Annotated in this window: 16 protein-coding genes; 4 read left to right on the top strand and 12 right to left on the bottom strand. The window is 37.4% G+C overall.

All coding sequences use genetic code 11. The features are described from left to right. Positions 1–2: 2 nt before the first annotated feature. The 10 genes from flgK to ACWIUX_RS06945 are packed head-to-tail and all read right to left on the bottom strand — an operon-like array spanning position 3 to position 8,171. Complete coding sequence (flgK, locus tag ACWIUX_RS06990; RefSeq protein WP_448590010.1) at positions 3–2,807, bottom strand: flagellar hook-associated protein FlgK; 2,805 nt, start codon at positions 2,805–2,807, stop codon at positions 3–5. Beyond that, a complete protein-coding gene (locus tag ACWIUX_RS06985; protein WP_448590009.1) occupies positions 2,807–3,133 on the bottom strand; it encodes a hypothetical protein in 327 nt (108 codons plus the stop codon). The genes flgK and ACWIUX_RS06985 overlap by 1 nt, the downstream gene beginning before the upstream one ends. Next, positions 3,130–3,399, bottom strand: a complete 270-nt coding sequence (locus ACWIUX_RS06980) for a hypothetical protein (protein ID WP_448590008.1) — start codon at positions 3,397–3,399, stop codon at positions 3,130–3,132. Before ACWIUX_RS06980 ends, ACWIUX_RS06985 begins: the two co-directional genes overlap by 4 nt. Before the next feature lie 46 nt (positions 3,400–3,445). Next, positions 3,446–3,712: a hypothetical protein gene (locus ACWIUX_RS06975; protein ID WP_448590007.1), complete on the bottom strand. Its 267-nt coding sequence runs from the start codon at positions 3,710–3,712 to the stop codon at positions 3,446–3,448. 22 nt (positions 3,713–3,734) lie between these two features. Next, positions 3,735–4,118: a hypothetical protein gene (locus ACWIUX_RS06970; RefSeq protein ID WP_448590006.1), complete on the bottom strand. Its 384-nt coding sequence runs from the start codon at positions 4,116–4,118 to the stop codon at positions 3,735–3,737. A gap of 45 nt (positions 4,119–4,163) precedes the next feature. Continuing rightward, on the bottom strand, positions 4,164–5,264 hold the full coding sequence (locus ACWIUX_RS06965) for a flagellar basal body P-ring protein FlgI (protein WP_448590005.1): 1,101 nt from the start codon (positions 5,262–5,264) through the stop codon (positions 4,164–4,166). 9 nt (positions 5,265–5,273) lie between these two features. Further along, entirely contained in the window at positions 5,274–5,873 is a 600-nt protein-coding gene (locus ACWIUX_RS06960; protein WP_448590004.1) for a flagellar basal body L-ring protein FlgH, read from the bottom strand. 1 nt (position 5,874) lies between these two features. Then, positions 5,875–6,552 (bottom strand): flagellar basal body P-ring formation chaperone FlgA, encoded by a 678-nt coding sequence (gene flgA / locus ACWIUX_RS06955; RefSeq protein ID WP_448590003.1) that lies wholly within the window; start codon positions 6,550–6,552, stop codon positions 5,875–5,877. A 14-nt stretch (positions 6,553–6,566) separates the two neighbouring features. Continuing rightward, positions 6,567–7,355 carry a flagellar basal-body rod protein FlgG gene (gene flgG, locus ACWIUX_RS06950; RefSeq protein WP_448590002.1) on the bottom strand — a complete coding sequence of 263 codons (789 nt, stop codon included), beginning with the start codon at positions 7,353–7,355 and terminating at the stop codon, positions 6,567–6,569. Positions 7,356–7,415: 60 nt separating this feature from the next. After that, on the bottom strand, positions 7,416–8,171 hold the full coding sequence (locus ACWIUX_RS06945) for a flagellar hook-basal body protein (RefSeq protein ID WP_448590001.1): 756 nt from the start codon (positions 8,169–8,171) through the stop codon (positions 7,416–7,418). A 186-nt stretch (positions 8,172–8,357) separates the two neighbouring features. Between ACWIUX_RS06945 and ACWIUX_RS06940 the strand changes: the two genes are divergently transcribed. The 4 genes from ACWIUX_RS06940 (at position 8,358) to ACWIUX_RS06925 (ending at position 13,599) form a co-directional block, all read left to right on the top strand. Beyond that, entirely contained in the window at positions 8,358–10,334 is a 1,977-nt protein-coding gene (locus ACWIUX_RS06940; protein WP_448590037.1) for a PAS domain S-box protein, read from the top strand. A gap of 36 nt (positions 10,335–10,370) precedes the next feature. Then, positions 10,371–11,531 (top strand): EAL and HDOD domain-containing protein, encoded by a 1,161-nt coding sequence (locus tag ACWIUX_RS06935; RefSeq protein ID WP_448590000.1) that lies wholly within the window; start codon positions 10,371–10,373, stop codon positions 11,529–11,531. A gap of 92 nt (positions 11,532–11,623) precedes the next feature. Beyond that, complete coding sequence (locus ACWIUX_RS06930) at positions 11,624–13,357, top strand: aldehyde ferredoxin oxidoreductase family protein (protein ID WP_448589999.1); 1,734 nt, start codon at positions 11,624–11,626, stop codon at positions 13,355–13,357. Beyond that, positions 13,357–13,599: a MoaD/ThiS family protein gene (locus ACWIUX_RS06925; RefSeq protein ID WP_448589998.1), complete on the top strand. Its 243-nt coding sequence runs from the start codon at positions 13,357–13,359 to the stop codon at positions 13,597–13,599. Before ACWIUX_RS06930 ends, ACWIUX_RS06925 begins: the two co-directional genes overlap by 1 nt. On the opposite strand, the gene ACWIUX_RS06920 is transcribed toward ACWIUX_RS06925, so the two are convergent. After that, the gene (locus tag ACWIUX_RS06920; RefSeq protein ID WP_448589997.1) at positions 13,560–14,936 is read right to left on the bottom strand and encodes an ATP-binding protein; all 1,377 of its coding nucleotides are present in this window, start codon (positions 14,934–14,936) and stop codon (positions 13,560–13,562) included. The genes ACWIUX_RS06925 and ACWIUX_RS06920 overlap by 40 nt on opposite strands. Then, a complete protein-coding gene (locus ACWIUX_RS06915) occupies positions 14,923–15,615 on the bottom strand; it encodes a response regulator transcription factor (RefSeq protein ID WP_448589996.1) in 693 nt (230 codons plus the stop codon). Before ACWIUX_RS06915 ends, ACWIUX_RS06920 begins: the two co-directional genes overlap by 14 nt. Between the last annotated feature and the right edge of the window lie 544 nt (positions 15,616–16,159).

Here is a 16,159-nt window from a genome sequence, read left to right as displayed (position 1 = left end):
ATCTACCCAGTTGCATTTATAAGTTTGTCTAACATAGAATTAATTGCGTTAATCACCCTTGCACTAGCAGCATAGGCTGTTTGATATTGAATAAGATTAGTCATTTCCTCATCCATACTCACACCTTCAACGCTTTGCTGCTGGTTTTGCAAAAGTGTAACCACGTTGCTTTGGTTGTTATAATTTGTTGTTGCCTGTTGACCCTGTGTACCTATATTGCTAGTCATTCCAATGTAAGCGTTGGCTACTGTAAATGAACCATCGTAATTTTTGAAACCTAGTGCCGACGCATATTCTCCCAAAACCCTTAATGATTGATTGGGGTTATTTGAGGTAAAGGTTAACGACTCACCATCTGTTCCAACAGTAATACCATAAAGAGGTTCACCTTGCCCACCATAAAGATTATTTAATTCACTTGCTATTGAAGTAGAATTAGAATAAACACCCGATGGCAGATATATATTGCTGGCAATACTCTGACCTGTCAAGGTATTAGTAGTAATAACAGTCAAAGTCCTCGCTCTAGGGTCTACACCGTTTGCTGTAATCCCATACATAGCAAAGTTATAAAGGCCACTGTCAGCTTGTGCCGAATTAGTAACCCCAGTAGAGTCAAAACCCTGTGTACCATCTCCTGTAACGGTTAACGACGATATACCAAGGTTTGGAGTGTAAAAGGCGAGATTACCGTTTATGTTTTCTGCATAAACACGACCGTTTAATGAAGAGGAGCTAAAAGCAGCATTCCATGCACTCACTAGACTATCAACGCTTGAATAAGTCCCCGTAGGAATACTTAAGGTAACTGGAGAACCCGCATTAAGCGAGAAATTCAAAGTAGCATTTGAAGTAGTTACAATATTTAAAGATGGAGATGCAGTGCCAATTACAGTGGGAAATGCAAGCGCTTGAAGTCCTGATGTTATAAAGGATGAACCCTGGAAAGTAGAGTCCTGTATAGGGGTAGAACCCTGAAAATTATCAACAAGCTTAAAAGCCAAAAGGTTGCCATCCTGATAAGCCTGAATAAGAGGGGTAGCAGTTGCGTTTTGTACTCCAGTAGAACTGAAACCCAAATAACCACTTGTATCCCCCGAAACAGATAGATTTGAGGTAGTCGAATCTATAACCTTAAATCCTAAAAGGCCGCCGTCATTGTAGGCTTGTACATGACCTGAAAGAGAACTTGCAGCTATTTGGGTATTTATATCACTGATTAAATCATTTACAGAATTGTAATTTGATTGATCAACTGTTATATTTACTCCATTAATTGTTAACGTCCTCTGAGCAGCAGTTGCAGAACTCAATGCAAGATTCAAAGTTGCAGGTGAATCTTCTATAGCATGAGGAGGAGATATCAGTGCACTATTTGCCATAATTTTAGAATTTATATCGTTAATCAAGTTTGCAAGACTACCGAAATTAGTTTGATCTATTATAATACTTTGAGAAGGCAGTCCCCCTAATTGTACAGTAAGCGTTCTCTGAGCAGCAGTTGCATTAGAAAAGTCCAAATTATAAATCCCACTTGATCCCACATCTACGTTTGCGCTTGAGAGGTTATATCCTGTAGAACCAAGATATTGCACGGGCAGCACGGATCCAGAAACACTTTTCTGATTCACAGGAGAACCATAGATATTTTCATTTTGCAAATTTGCAATTGCTTGGGCTATTTGCCCATCACCACTTCCACCGGTAGAAGATGCACCTATAAGGCCAGGATTATTAATTATTCTTGAATCTATACCCATAGTTGTAATACTATTCCCTGTAAAGAAGTTGAGCGTTGGGCTTATATCACTAACAAGATATGAAGAATTTAGGGGATACCCTTGGGAATTCAAATAGTTCACTGCTGACATAAGCGAAAGAGCTTGAGAATTTAGCTGATTAAGATAACTAACCAGATTAACATCCCTCATGTCCAATGTCGCACCAATTTGCCCTCCTGAAATGTTAGCGTTCATACCATCGCTAGACCAAATAAGTTTTGACATAGGCAAAGAGGTAGGATCGTTAGGATCGGATGGGTTTGTAGTATCAGGAATAACGCTCAAAGAATCATATCCCGCAGTTGAAACCAAAGAATGCCCACCAATAGAGACTAATAAATTCCCTGACTGATCAGTTGTATAACTTACATCCACTAATTGTGCAAGCTGATTAACCAAATTGTCCCTTTGGTCCATCAGATCGTTAGGTTGTTGTCCGCTTGCACTAACAATTGCTATTTGCTTGTTCAAAGTATAAATGTTTTGTGCAATTGTATTGACATTTGTAGCAAGCGTTGAAAGACTGTTACTAAGCTGTTTCCTCAAATCTATTATTCCATTGTATATGCTTTGGTAAGAAAATATAAGATTTTGTGAATCAGATATCACTAACTGTCTGGTCGATAAATCAGACGGATTGTTTGCCAAAGATTGAAAAGCACCGAAAAAATTTTGCAAGCTAGTTTGCAGTCCACTGTTACTTGGCTCAGCTAACATAGTTTGGACTTGCTGTAATAGAGTAGATGAAGTATTATAATACGACTGCAAACTGGTAGCGCTTCTTAGTTGTGCGTCTATAAAGCTATCTCTATATCTTTTTATTGTTGATATATTAACTCCTGTTCCAACTTCTCCAGAAGAAGGATAATTTAGAGGAGTATTCTGGACGAAAACTGGAGATTGACGAGAATAACTAGTAGTATTTGCATTGGCTACGTTGTGGCCTGTAACGTCCATTGCGAGCTGGTCAGCCGCAAGCGCACTCCGTGCAATTTGAAGCCCTAAAAATGAAGATATTGTGCTCATTATACCTTTGCCTCAAATGAGTAATTTTGTATAGGCTCTCCCTCTAACATTGGAATGCCACAAATTTTTAAAGTATATTCATTTAAAGCCTTAGCAACGCTCAAAAGGTACATATTCCTTTCGTTTAATTTTCTAATTTCTTCCAAACGGGAAAGGATCTGTTTTTTCTCAGAAGGCAAAAATCTTCTATTTTTCAACGCATTCTCCAAAAGCTTAAATATTTTTTCCTTTTTTTTGGTAATTTCAACTAGATCTTTTACGTTGTCAGCAATCAGAATTTCTTTTTCCTGTTCTAAAATATCAACTGCTTCATCTAAAAGTTTCATTGTTTCAAAATTCCCAAATAAGAATTTATTGCGTTAGAAAGCTCAACATTTGATTTTACTCCGCTCGATTTAAGTCTTGAAGCTATAGCATCCAATTCTTCATTGCTTTTAACAAGCGGCAATACGTCAACTGCACTTTTTTGTAGTTCTCCTATACTTACACTTTGGGTCAAACTATCTTTAAATGACTGTGTCTTATCTGGTTTTCCTGATTTTGAAATTGGTGTGGATGAGTTCGATGGAAAAATTCCATATATTTTCATCACAGATTACCTCCTCTATTCTGCTATAAATTTTATCGACAGGAAAACCTTATTTTTTAAATCCCTCATCGATATGAAATCCCTTTTTTCTCTCAACCTCTTTCTTTAATTCTTTGGCAACCTTTTCAAGGTCTTTACCAAGCTTATGTCTAAGCAAGGCCTCTTTATCTATTTCACCAGAAGACGCTACTGTCTTTATCCTCCCTTGTTTTATAAACCTAAGTATCCAAAACTCATCCACACCAGCACCCTCTGAAACCTCTTGAGGGCTAGAATTCGGGTGTTTTCTTAAATATTCATTGACTTTTCTAAACATTTCATCCTCTTCTTTAACGTGCTCAGGGCAAAGGTCGTAACCCAGAGAATTGAACAGTCGATTGCATCGCGCGCAATTTATCAACGGCACTTTCATCACCTCCAACAAGTTTATCCTTTATGTAATTTGCTATTCCAATACCCCCACCTTTGCTTACAGTATCAGCAATATTCTGGAACAACATATCATATTCTATACTTTTATCTGGCTTCCAGGAATCCTCTCCTGGAATAGTCCTTTTCATCTCTTCAAGAAGCTGATAAATGAAAAGAGACTCAAAACCTTCTGCCACCTTTTGTAAACCGGCAGATTTTTTATTATCATTAATATCTTTATTTTTTTGCGATTGATTCAATTTATTTAGTCCATCTCTAAAATTACTTACATCTATCTTATTCATATTCAAAGTTAAGAATCACCTACCTTAAAAAAGTTAATTTAAGCCAAAATACTACATAACAATTAGATCTGCCTCAAGAGAGCCAGCTTCCTTAAGGGCTTGAAGTATAGCTATTATATCTCTTGGCGTTGCTCCTATACTGTTTAAAGCCTTAACTAGATCGTCTACAGTACCGTTTACAAGAACCAAAGAACCTGCAGACTCTGTAGTAGTAACTTGAGTATTGGGCGTAGTTGTTGTAACCCCACCTGAAAGCGGATTTGGTTGAGAAACAGTTGGGGTAGTCTTTATCTGAACTGTTAAATTACCATGAGCAATAACGGCACTTTTTAGAGTTACGTTTGCTCCGATAACTACAGTCCCTGTCCTTTCGTTTACAACAACAGTTGCCTTGTTATCAGGATTTATCGGGAGCTGCTCTATACTGGAGATAAAGGCCACGCTGTTGTTTGCAAATTCACTCGGGATAGAAACCTCTACCGTTTTTGCATCAACAGCCTTTGCAATATCCCCATATGAAGAATTTATAGCTTTTACAATTCTCTCAGCAGTAGTGTAATCAGCTTTTCTGAGGAAAAATCTAACTTCATTAGTGGAGCGAAACATTGCAGGGATATCTTTAATTAACACCAAACCATTATTTAAATTGGCTACAGTCGGAAAGTTTTTAACCGTTCTAGTACCTCCACCTCCAACTGAATATGCACCTCCCACCGAAATAGGACCCTGTGCAAAACCATATTGCACGCCATCAGGCCCAAACATAGGAGTCATTAAAAGAGTTCCGCCTGCAATAGAACTTGCATCGCCTATACTCGATACTACTGCATCAGTTCTTTCTCCTGCTATGCTTTGTGTCGATACATTGCTTGTTACCATTACTGCAGCTACATTTTTAGCCTTTAGTTGGGAATAATCGAAATTCACCCCAAATCTTTTGAGCATATTTGCAAAAGAGTTGATCGTAGATTGAATTTTATCAGAATCTCCCGTTCCATTCAGCCCTACAACCAATCCGTAACCTACAAGCTGAAATGAATTCGTGCCGTCTGTATAACATATATCCTTTATTCTAGTCTCGGCACTGGCAAAGGATATATTAAAAGCTACAAGACATAAGGCTATTAGAGTTGATAGTAATAAACTTTTCATAAGATCACCCTAAGGAAAAACAATACCTATTACGTTGCTAAAAAAGTTCCCTATAGCACCCAAAATTCCTTTCGCCCCAGTAGGAGAGGTACCTTTAATTGTAATTTGAGCATCTGATATCTGATATGAATATATAGTATTGTTATTGCTAATATCTTCAGGCCTTATAAGACCGCTTATTATAATACTTTGTTTTTCTTTATTGACCTGAATATTCTTTGTACCCTCTATTCTCAAAAGACCGCTTGGTAGCACCTCAACAACCCTTGCTTCAATATCTCCGGTAATAGTAGCAGACCTTCCATTGGAGCCCTGATCGGAATACTGTCCGCTGCCAGATGCTGACATGTTTGTTTTAAATGGATTCTTGACAAATGGCACCTGGGTATTGCTATTCGAGCTGGAATAACTACCCTGTTTTTTAGTCGAGGTAGATGTCGAAGAGTTAAGATTTTCAGATAACAAAACCATAACAGTATCGCCCACTGCATGTGCCTTGACATCAGAATAAATATTTACATAAGCTGGATCTGGTTTAAATACATCTGAAGCATAGGAAACCGAAGTCATACAAATAAAAGCTAAAAAAAGCAAAAAGATTTTTTTCATTTTAATCACCCGCTTGAACCTCATTTGAGGATATAATTTTACCAGTGAAAACCTTATTATTTGTAGTACATCTAACCTTTATACTATCACCGATTGAACCTGAGTTAAGAGCCACAGCTGGCAAAGAAAATGTAGCATTACCCACTTTACCTACTACCATCACCCTTTGTCCTAATCTTACATCAATTCGTTTTGAAATTAAACCCAGCCTTATTACCTGCCCCATCGAAATGCTTGCGTTAACAGTAGAACCGTTTATATTGTCGTCTATAGCAAAATCCTTTGGTAGAGTTGAAAGCTCCCTTTCCTCCTTTACGACGTTATCTTTGATATTTATTATACTGCCAGCTTTGAGCGGAATTTTTGCAACATAAACGTCTAACCATATTCTAACTAAATAGTCGGCTTCAAGGAATTTTGTTTCCCCATCTTGGTTATAAAATAATACAAACCTGTTAACTCCAGAATGAATGGCGCCCATATTCATTGCTTTTGTATAGTCTAAATCTGGAAGAGTATAGATCGGTTCTATTGCTATCTTTGATGGTTGAAAGGTAAGAGCGTCCTTCACAGCCAAAAGGACTAAAGAGTCGGGATTACTTGCAATAGCTTTATAACTTAAGTTTAACAATATAAAGATTAGAGTAAATATTAGATATCTTACTAAAAGCTTAAACATTTTAACGGCCAAAATTAGGGGAGTTGTTTGACGTTATTTGCGTCACTAAGCATCTGATCGCAAACCGTCATCCCTTTTGCACATGACTCGTAAGCCCTTTCTGCTGTAATCAGGTTTACCATCTCTTCCACAACCTGTACGTTGCTCATTTCCAACATACCCTGCTCAACCCAACCAAGACCCTGAGTACCAGGGGTTCCAAGTATGGCATCTCCAGAAGCAGGTGTACTTTGATACAGGTTAGAACCAAGCGAGGTTAATCCTGACGGATTTATAAACCTTGCAAGTTGAATCGTCCCTAAATCTTGAACTGTCCCATCTTGCATCTTAGCCGAAACAGAGCCGTCCTTCCCAACACTTATAGAAACAGCATTTGTCGGAACTACAATAGTGGGCTGAAGCAAATAGCCTTCTGGAGTTACTATTTCTCCTGCAGAATCCAATGAAAAGTTACCAGCTCTAGTATAAGCGGTAGAGCCATCAGGCAATGTTACTTGAAAGAAACCGTCTCCTTGTATTGCAAGATCTAGCTGGTTACCAGTCTGCTGGAGTGGACCTTCTGTAAAAATCCTGACAGTAGCTACAGGTCTTGAACCTAAACCGATCTCTAAGCCTGTAGGAAGCATGTTGCCCGATGCGCTGGTTGCACCAGCTGGTCTAACCTCCTGATACATAAGATCTTCAAATTCTGCTCTTGCGTCTTTAAAACCTGTGGTGTTAACGTTGGCCAAATTGTTAGTGATAACATCGACATTAGTAGTCTGGCTAATCATACCAGACGCTGCTGTCCAAAGAGCTCTCATTACAACCTCCCATTTTAAGGGCCCCCGACATGCGGTCCAGCCCAAAATTAATCTTTACTTTTAAATTCTAAGTTGACTTAACATCTGCCCAGTTTCGTTATCTTCAGTAACAATTGCCTTTTGACCACTCTCATATGCCCTTTCCAAAGCAATCATATCAGCCATCTCCCTCACAGTATTTACGTTAGAAGTCTCTAAATACCCTTGAAGTACCTTGAAATTAGAAGTGTTTGTTGCTTGTCCTAAATAATTAAAAAGGTTTGAACCTTGGGGAACTATTAAAGAGGGATTATCAAGAGACACTATCCCAAGTGTATCGGTTTGTTGCCCATCAACTTGTATTGAACCATCAGAAGATATAACTACATTTTGACCATCTATAGTAATAGGAGCATTAGCGTTCGATAAAACAGGAAAACCATCCTGAGTAACCAGTTCATCGTTGTTGTTTAACGTAAAATTCCCAGCCCTTGTATATCTAATGCCATTAGGGGTCTGTACCTGAAAAAAGGCATTATTATTAAGCGTAATCGCTACATCAAGCTTCCCTGAAGTGTGTTCTAGACCCCCAGAAGAAAGGTCTAGTGCTTGAGTAGAAATCTTTGCTCCACTCCCCAAATAGCCCATAAATGGCGTTTCATTTTTGTCTGTCTGCAAAAATAATCTATTTATGGGTTGATTGTTACTTTCTGAAATATCCTGTATTAATCGTTTAAAACCTGGAGTTGAAAGGTTTGCAAGATTGTTGACTACGGTATCAAGTTTATCAGAGAGCGCAATCATTCCTCTTGCAGCTGACTCTATTCCTCTAACCACTGCACCACCTCCTTTTTAAGATCGACAATTTTTAATACGAATCTAATAATTAGATCGACAAAAGTTAGTGATTTTTTTAGACTATAACATTCTATACTAGTTGCTGCTCTTCTTTCAATAGTATACAAGTTTACCTAAATAAAAAATTATGTAGTATAATATCCTTTGCGTCTATGATTAAAACATATTGAAGGAGAGTATTTAGAAAAACTGGAACAATTCGATTCAAACATTATTAAAAGCAATATACTAAAGCTTATCGAGAAGGATAGCGAGTGGTACCTACATCTATTAAACCTTTCCCCTAACTGCGTAGAAGTAATAGATCTTGAAGGTAAACTTTTCTTCTGCAACGAAACCCACAAAAGCATGTTTGGTTATGAAGCCTCTAGCCTTATTGGAAAATATTGGTATGAGTTGCTTCCAGAAGAAGATAGAGCTTACGCACAAACACTATTTAAAAATATTGTTAAAAAAGGGAAAAGTCCTCACTCAATTCCAATGCGAGGCTTGAAATCAAATGGAGAAATAGTAAATTTATGGGTAAGATGGAATTATCTAAAACTTGAAAATTCATCAATTTTTGGTATTTTCGCTGTAATTACAGATATTAGCGATATCATTACAAAAAGAGAGCAAATTTTAAATCAAGAGCAAGAAATTGAACTGATATCCTCAAAAACTCCATGTGCCTTTTTCAATTACAACTACAAATCAAAAAGATTTCACGCATCATGTAAATGGAAAAAATTACACTCAATTGATAAGGGAGCCAAGATAGACACGCTTGAATCTCTTGAAAAGTTCTTGGATAAATCTGTTAGCCAGACCCTAATCAGGTTTATAAATTCATTTGAAGGTGACGGGATTAAAGAAATTAGATATACCATTGAAACCTCACAAGAAAAAAGGGAATTAATCAGCGCTGCCAAGGCAAGGTTTACAAAGAAAGACGGAGTAATCAGATTATCCGGCGTAACGTTTCAGATTGAGAGCGACGAAGACTTTGAAACAGAACATAAGGATTTATATAAAGAACTTATCAGAAAAAATCCTTCCATAATGCTTACCTTTGATCCAGAAAGCCTTAAAATACTTGATTTTAACAAAGCTTTTCTAAAACTTACGGGTTTTTGTAGCGAAGAGCTTAAGGACAAGTATCTCTTTGAGTTATTTCCTGTAGAAGGTCAAAAGTTAACAATTATTTCTAAAGAGATCAGCACTAGGAGCTTTGGTACATATTCAACTCACATAAGGTGTAAAAATTCAAAAACAAAAGACGTTTTAATGAATTGTTCTTTACAAATAAGCGACAAAACAAAGTTTGTTCTTTGCATTATTGAAGATCAAACGGAAAAAAATATGTCTTTGAGAAAGCTATTTGAAAAAGAAAGAGAAAACAATAAGTTTAAAGAAAACCTACAATCGTTAGTAAGCCTGGAGTGCGAAAAAAAATTAATGTCAGAAAGAACTAGTTTGATTCGCACTGGTTACGAAGCCTTGAAATTTTCTACAGATTTTATCTGCGAAAACGTAGAATCTAATTTAGAAAATATCTATCAAATAATCAATAAGGTTCAAAATAGATTAAAAGATGAAGATATCTTTGAAAAAGATCTATTAAAACATTTTGAAGAGTGCAACAAGTACTTTGATTCAATTCATCAAAGCATAGCTAAATTCAAAGACTTGAAATCAACGAAGTTTAATGACGGCAGTGATGTTGCTAGTGTTCTTAAAAGCTGCACTGAGATGTACGTCCCAATCTGGCAAAACAGAAAAATTAAATACGATCTCTTCTTAGAAGATGAAATTAAAGTTTATCCAAAGGATAAAGGAATTTTTAAGGATCTTATATTATCAATTTATTCTATTATTACTAAGGGAATAATTGAAGCGTCAAAGCAAGATAAGAGTAAAAATTTTGAATTAAGAGTTTTGATGACAATAAAAAACAACTTCGCCAGCATAGAAATCTACGATAACGCCCACCTTTCTAATTTTGATAGCGCAGACCCCCGAGAAAATGTTGAAGAAACTATGACAAAATTTATAGAAGCTGCGTCTTCCTTAACAATGACTTACCTTAACGGTATTCTGTTATACACAAAAAAACAAAGTTATAATATCTTCCAACTTAAAATCCCAATTATTGTATTATAATTATAATTATCAAATAAAAAAATCAACGGGGGCAAAATGTCGTTTATAACCAGAATTCCAATTTTCAAAAAGGATCTTGTGCTTTTTGGATATGAAATAAAGGGTTATTATGAAGGCTCATTTATGTCATGCCTTGAGGGATGCCTTAATTCTATCGGATTAGACGTTTTAAGCAAAGAAAAAATTCTTTTTTTGAACGTACCTTCTGAGATATTTGAATTTGACAATCTAAGGGATATGATCCCACCTAAGAGAGCTGTTTTTATTGTTAATCCATCTCAAATTTCTAACAAAGAAGTATTTAAAAATCTGAAAAACCAGGGGATAATGCTCTGCGCAAATATTTCTAGCACTTTAGAACTTGACAATGTGAAGGACTTCGATTACATAAAGATTTGCGCATCAAACTTTCAAGGAGACTGGACACAGATTCCAGAACTCTTTAAAGGGGGTAAACTTCTAGTTGAAGTTGGTGAAAAGGATATATTTAATAAGGCTGTAAATTCTGGATTCGATCTCTTTGAAGGCGACTTCTTTATTCAACCCGAGATAATAGCAAGAAAGGAGTTATCTCCACAAAAAGCAGTTATTTTAAGTATACTTCAAGATGTAAGACAAAAAGACTTTGACTTCTCAAAGATCGAAGAAAAGATAAAAAGGGATCCATACCTAACAATAAAGCTTCTAAAATTCATCAATTCTGCCTTTTTTAGTTTTAAAACCTCTATAAATTCTATAAGACAAGCATTAGTAATACTAGGGCAACAGGAGTTTGTCAGATGGCTAACCCTCGTTATTCTTGGAAAATTAAATGAAGGCAAGCCTGAAGAAATAGTATATCGTGCGTCTGAAAGAGCAAGGTTCATGGAATTAACAGCTAATTACGTAGGCCTTTACGAAAGGTCTCAGGAGGCATTTCTGGTTGGTCTCTTTTCTCTAGCTCCTGCAATGACTGATATTTCTATGGAAGAATTCGTAAAAGAAATCCCCGTTACAGAAGATGTAAGGACATCGCTTCTAGGACGTGGTATATTTACTGATCTATTTAATTTAAGACTTGCAATTGAAAACGCTAAGTGGCTAGAGATGAAAAAAATTGCTGAAGGATTAGGAATAAATCCAAATAAAATTGAAATAATCATTTATGAAAGCATAAAATGGGCTCATGATTCCCTTTTATACATTGACAGATCATAATGCAAATAAAAACCTAAACTTAACCTATTTGCTTTTAAACGTGTTATAATAAATTAACTGTTTAAAAAACTATCCCTAAAGGGGGGATTTTAATGAAATGGATTCGCGTTAACATGTCAGACCTTTCAGTAAAGGTCGAAGATGTACCAAAGAAATACGAACAAATGGGAGGTAGATGGCTAACGTCTTCTGTTGTAGCAGATGAAGTGCCAGCCACTTGTCACCCACTGGGTCCTTTAAACAAAGTAGTAATAGCACCTGGTATTCTGAGTGGTACTACGGCTCCATCCTCAGGAAGGATTTCTGTGGGCACCAAGTCGCCATTGACAGGCGGCATAAAAGAGGCAAACGCAGGAACAAAAGTTAGCCAATATCTCAAAAGAATGGGTTACAGTGCCATCATCATTGAGGGTCAGCCAAAGAACAAAGAGTCTAGGTATCTATTAACAGTCGGCAAAGAAAAGGTAGAATTGGTTGATGCAACCGAGTACAAATTTATGGGGTTGTATGAGTTAAGTGAAAAATTGGCCTCAAAATATGGCAAAGATGTGGGAATTGCTTCTGTGGGTCCAGCAGCCGAACACCTTTTGGCTGGAACAGGAGTAGCCTTTAATGACGTTGAAAATAGGCCAGCCAGATATGCAGGAAGAGGCGGGGTGGGCGCCGTGTTTGCATCCAAGGGATTAAAGGCAATAGTCGTCGAAGCAGTAACAGGACAAGCTAACATCTTAAATCATGAACTCTTTGAAACTGGCAGGAAAAAACTCCTTTCTGCTCTCCAGGAACACGCAGTAACTAAACCAGGAGGTGCCCTAAATACATATGGTACTGCTGTGTTAGTCAACATCATGAATGAAGCAGGAGCACTCCCTACAAGGAACTTCTCAAGCGGGACATTTGAGGGCGCAAAAAAGATATCTGGCGAAGCTATGGCAGAAGCAGCAGCCAAGAATCCTAAGGCAGGAATGATGGGACACAGGTGCCACCCGGGATGTGTGATAGGTTGTAGCGTAATATACCCAGACGCACAAGGGAATTCACATACTTCAGTTGAATACGAAACGCTTTGGGCAATTGGCGCAAATTGCGGAATAGATGACCTTGACGCAATAGCGCAGATGAATTCCATGTGCAACGATATTGGCCTTGACACGATAGAATTTGGAGATGCAGTCGCAGTAGCAATGGAAGGAGGCTTGCTACCTTTTGGAGATGCAAAGGGAGCTATAGCGCTTCTTGAAGAGGTAAGAAAGGGCAGCCCACTTGGAAAGATTATTGGATCTGGATGTGGTACAGTAGGAAAGGTCTTTGGCGTCAGGCGAGTGCCTGCGGTAAAGAATCAAGGCATGCCAGCTTATGAACCAAGGGTAGTTAAGGGTATTGGAGTAACGTATATCACTACTCCAATGGGTGCAGACCACACAGCAGGATATTCAATTGCTCCAGAAATTCTTGGCGTTGGTGGCAAATTCGATCCACATACAAACGAGGGCAAGGTTAAGTTGTCAAAAGACTTCCAGGCCACAACATGCTTTATAGACTCCACAGGATGCTGTGTGTTTACAGCCTTTGCTATACTTGATATCCCCAGCGGTTTTGAAGGAATGGTAGAGGCGTGCAACGCAGTAACGGGCGCAAATTGGACCACCTCTGACGCTTACAATATAGGATTAAATATATTAAATATGGAACATCAGTTTAATCTATCTGCAGGCTTCACATCTAATGACGATAGACCACCTGAATTTATGAAGCTTGAGCCAGTTCCCCCTCACAATATGGTTTGGGATATGGCCGATTCTGAATTAGATTCCATTTGGAAATAATGCCAAAAATCACAGTAGCTCTCTATGCAGGTCTGAAAGCTCGCGCTCTAGCTTATCAGGGCGCGAGCGAATTTGAGATGGAAGTACCAGAAGGGTCAAAAGTAGCTGATGTGATAAAGCTTTTAGAACTGCCCGAAGAAGATATAGCGAATATTTTTGTGGACAGAACGCTAAAAGATAAAGAATACCTTATTAAGGATGGTCAACGGCTAGCGTTCTTCCCTTTAATAGCAGGAGGATAAATCGGCAAATAAACGGAAAAGGTACTACCTTCTTTGTATTTACTAGTTACTTTTATACTTCCTTGGTGTAATAGAATTATTTCTTTTGAAAGCGCAAGACCCAAACCAAATCCAGCACTTTGTCGGGATGAATCTACCCTATAGAATTTTTCAAATAACCTGGGCAAAGCCTCCTCTTTTATCCCTATTCCAGTATCTATTATATCTATCACAGCAAAATTACCTTCTTGTCTTGAAATTATTTTCACTTCCCCGTTTTCTTTATTGTATTTTATGGCGTTATCAACTAAAGCCCACAGTGCCCTTCTAAGATAATCTTCATCAGCATTAACAAAGAGATCGCATGATGTAAAAGTAACGCTTATATTTTGTGAAAGGGCCTGAGCCTCCTTAGCAATCTCTTCAATAAGTTCTCTTATATTTAATTTCACAAAGTTTAATCTGGGCTTTGATTCTACCCTTGCCAGAAACAGTAGATCATTTACAAGTCTTTCCATTCTTTGAGTAGCACCTGAAATAGTCTGAATTGACTCCTCAAGTATTTTTTTATCGTCTTTTCCCCATCTCTTTAAGAGATCGGTATAGCTCTTTATTACTGCAAGAGGAGTTCTCAAATCGTGTGAAGCAGCAGCCACAAATTCCTGTTGGCTTCTAAACCCCTTCTCAAGCCTTTCAAGCATTTCGTTAAAAGCCTGAGCCAATAGGTATAGTTCATCCTTAGGCCCAGATAGAGGTATCCTCTCATCTAGCTTACCAGTGTTTATTTCCTTTACTTTCCTAGTCAAAGTTGCAAGGGGTTTTAAAGTGTTCGTTACGCTTATATATCCGCTTACCATTGCAAACAAAGTAGCTCCCATCATTAGAAAGATCAAAAGTCCGGATAAAACTGCAAGAAAGTGCTTTTCTCTTTTTAAGGGATGTGCCACCTCTACAAAAACACCGTCTCCAATATCCTTGCCAGAGATCAAGACTTCTTGACCTTTTAACAAAATAGACTTTACGGGACCGTTATAATAGGGCAAATTGATATTTCCTAAATTTGGGGATTTGCTTATCAATTCGCCATCTTTATAAATCTCAACCCAAAGCTCTAAGCTTCCGGCCTGATCTACCAATTCCGGGTCGTTTAAACTAGTCTTCCCCTCAGTTTCTAGAGAATTTTGGATATTTGAAATGGCCAAATTCATTTTCGAGTTGGCCTCCTTTGTGAGGGCAAAATTCATGCCAAAAATTACAACCAACCCACATAAGACTAACGTTGTCAAAAGTATTGCACAGTAATATAATGTAAGCCTTATCCCTATTGAGCTATCAATATAATCCTTAAGTCTTTTCATTTGAGTCTATCTTTAAGGCGTATCCCACTCCTCTTACAGTATGCAAAATTTTATTCTCAAAGGGATCGTCTATTTTTGCCCTAAGATATCTGATATAAACGTCTACAACGTTCTCGCTGCCATAGTAGTCATAACCCCAAACGTGGTTTAGAATGGTATCCCTATTTAGCACCTTCCCCACATTTTCAGCTAAATACTTAAGTAAGTCAAACTCCTTTTTTGAAAGATTTACTAACTTGTCTGCCCTTTTTACTTCTCTAGTCTGAGGTGATATTACTAAGTCCCCAACAACTATCTGTTCTAGGTCCTTTGACCCCTTCCTTAATCTTGCCCTTATTCTTGCTATTAACTCTTCAATTACAAACGGTTTGGTTACGTAATCATCGGCACCCAAATCAAGCCCTTTGACCTTGTCCTTCACAGCATCTCTTGCAGTCAAAATAATTATTGCAACGTCTTTTTGTGTTTTCATTCTCTTACAAACTTCAAATCCGTCAATGCCAGGAATCATTAAATCCAATAAAACTAAGTCAAAATCCTTTTCCGAAAACAAACCTATTGCCTCATAACCGTTATCAGCAGTGTCTACCAGATACCCCTCATGTTCAAGCTCTAATTGCAGGTATCTTGCAAGATTATATTCATCTTCAACCACAAGAATTCTACACTCTTTTTCCATAAACACCACCAATTTATAAGAATTTTTAATTAATTTTAATACGACAAATATTAAAAACAAATTAAACTTGAAATCCAAACTACTAGAATAAGAATCCTACAACTAAAAGTAGATCTAAACACCTATGCTTTATATTAGCATTAAACAAATATTAAAAAACTTTAATTTTATTATAAAACTTTTAAAACCTCAAAGGTATATCGTAATGAGAGATGCTAACCATATTTAGAACCTGGGAGGAAAGATGAAAAAGAAAAAGCCATTTATTAACATTATACTTTTAATATTGTTTTTTTTGGGAACCAGTATGAGCATATTTATGATAGTGGAGGGAAAAAGGTTTTAATTATTCATAAAACTCCGTGCCAAAAAATCCTTGTTGAGGTAGTTTTTTCTTCGCGAGCGAGATGCCCAGGGTACTTATAGTAAGCCAAGCATCCTGCTTGGTAGCTTTTAAAAAACTTTAAAGCAATACGCCCCGAGCAGGATGCTCAGGGTACTATGAAGAACTTTTCGCTGTGATATGCTCAGGGTACTATTGAGT

The organism is Thermodesulfobium sp., assembly GCF_053498235.1.
The sequence above is the reverse complement of the archived record's forward strand: the minus strand, read 5'-3'. Positions and strand labels throughout refer to the sequence as shown.

Excerpts from the sequence above, each read along its gene's own strand:
- ACWIUX_RS06965 (WP_448590005.1), bottom strand. The coding sequence starts at position 5,264 with ATGAAAAGTTTATTACTATCAACTCTAATAGCCTTATGTCTTGTAGCT.
- flgA (WP_448590003.1), bottom strand. The coding sequence starts at position 6,552 with ATGTTTAAGCTTTTAGTAAGATATCTAATATTTACTCTAATCTTTATA.
- ACWIUX_RS06960 (WP_448590004.1), bottom strand. The coding sequence starts at position 5,873 with ATGAAAAAAATCTTTTTGCTTTTTTTAGCTTTTATTTGTATGACTTCG.
- flgG (WP_448590002.1), bottom strand. The coding sequence starts at position 7,355 with ATGAGAGCTCTTTGGACAGCAGCGTCTGGTATGATTAGCCAGACTACT.
- ACWIUX_RS06925 (WP_448589998.1), top strand. The coding sequence starts at position 13,357 with ATGCCAAAAATCACAGTAGCTCTCTATGCAGGTCTGAAAGCTCGCGCT.
- flgK (WP_448590010.1), bottom strand. The coding sequence starts at position 2,807 with ATGAGCACAATATCTTCATTTTTAGGGCTTCAAATTGCACGGAGTGCG.
- ACWIUX_RS06915 (WP_448589996.1), bottom strand. The coding sequence starts at position 15,615 with ATGGAAAAAGAGTGTAGAATTCTTGTGGTTGAAGATGAATATAATCTT.
- ACWIUX_RS06975 (WP_448590007.1), bottom strand. The coding sequence starts at position 3,712 with ATGTTTAGAAAAGTCAATGAATATTTAAGAAAACACCCGAATTCTAGC.
- ACWIUX_RS06920 (WP_448589997.1), bottom strand. The coding sequence starts at position 14,936 with ATGAAAAGACTTAAGGATTATATTGATAGCTCAATAGGGATAAGGCTT.
- ACWIUX_RS06930 (WP_448589999.1), top strand. The coding sequence starts at position 11,624 with ATGAAATGGATTCGCGTTAACATGTCAGACCTTTCAGTAAAGGTCGAA.
- ACWIUX_RS06985 (WP_448590009.1), bottom strand. The coding sequence starts at position 3,133 with ATGAAACTTTTAGATGAAGCAGTTGATATTTTAGAACAGGAAAAAGAA.
- ACWIUX_RS06935 (WP_448590000.1), top strand. The coding sequence starts at position 10,371 with ATGTCGTTTATAACCAGAATTCCAATTTTCAAAAAGGATCTTGTGCTT.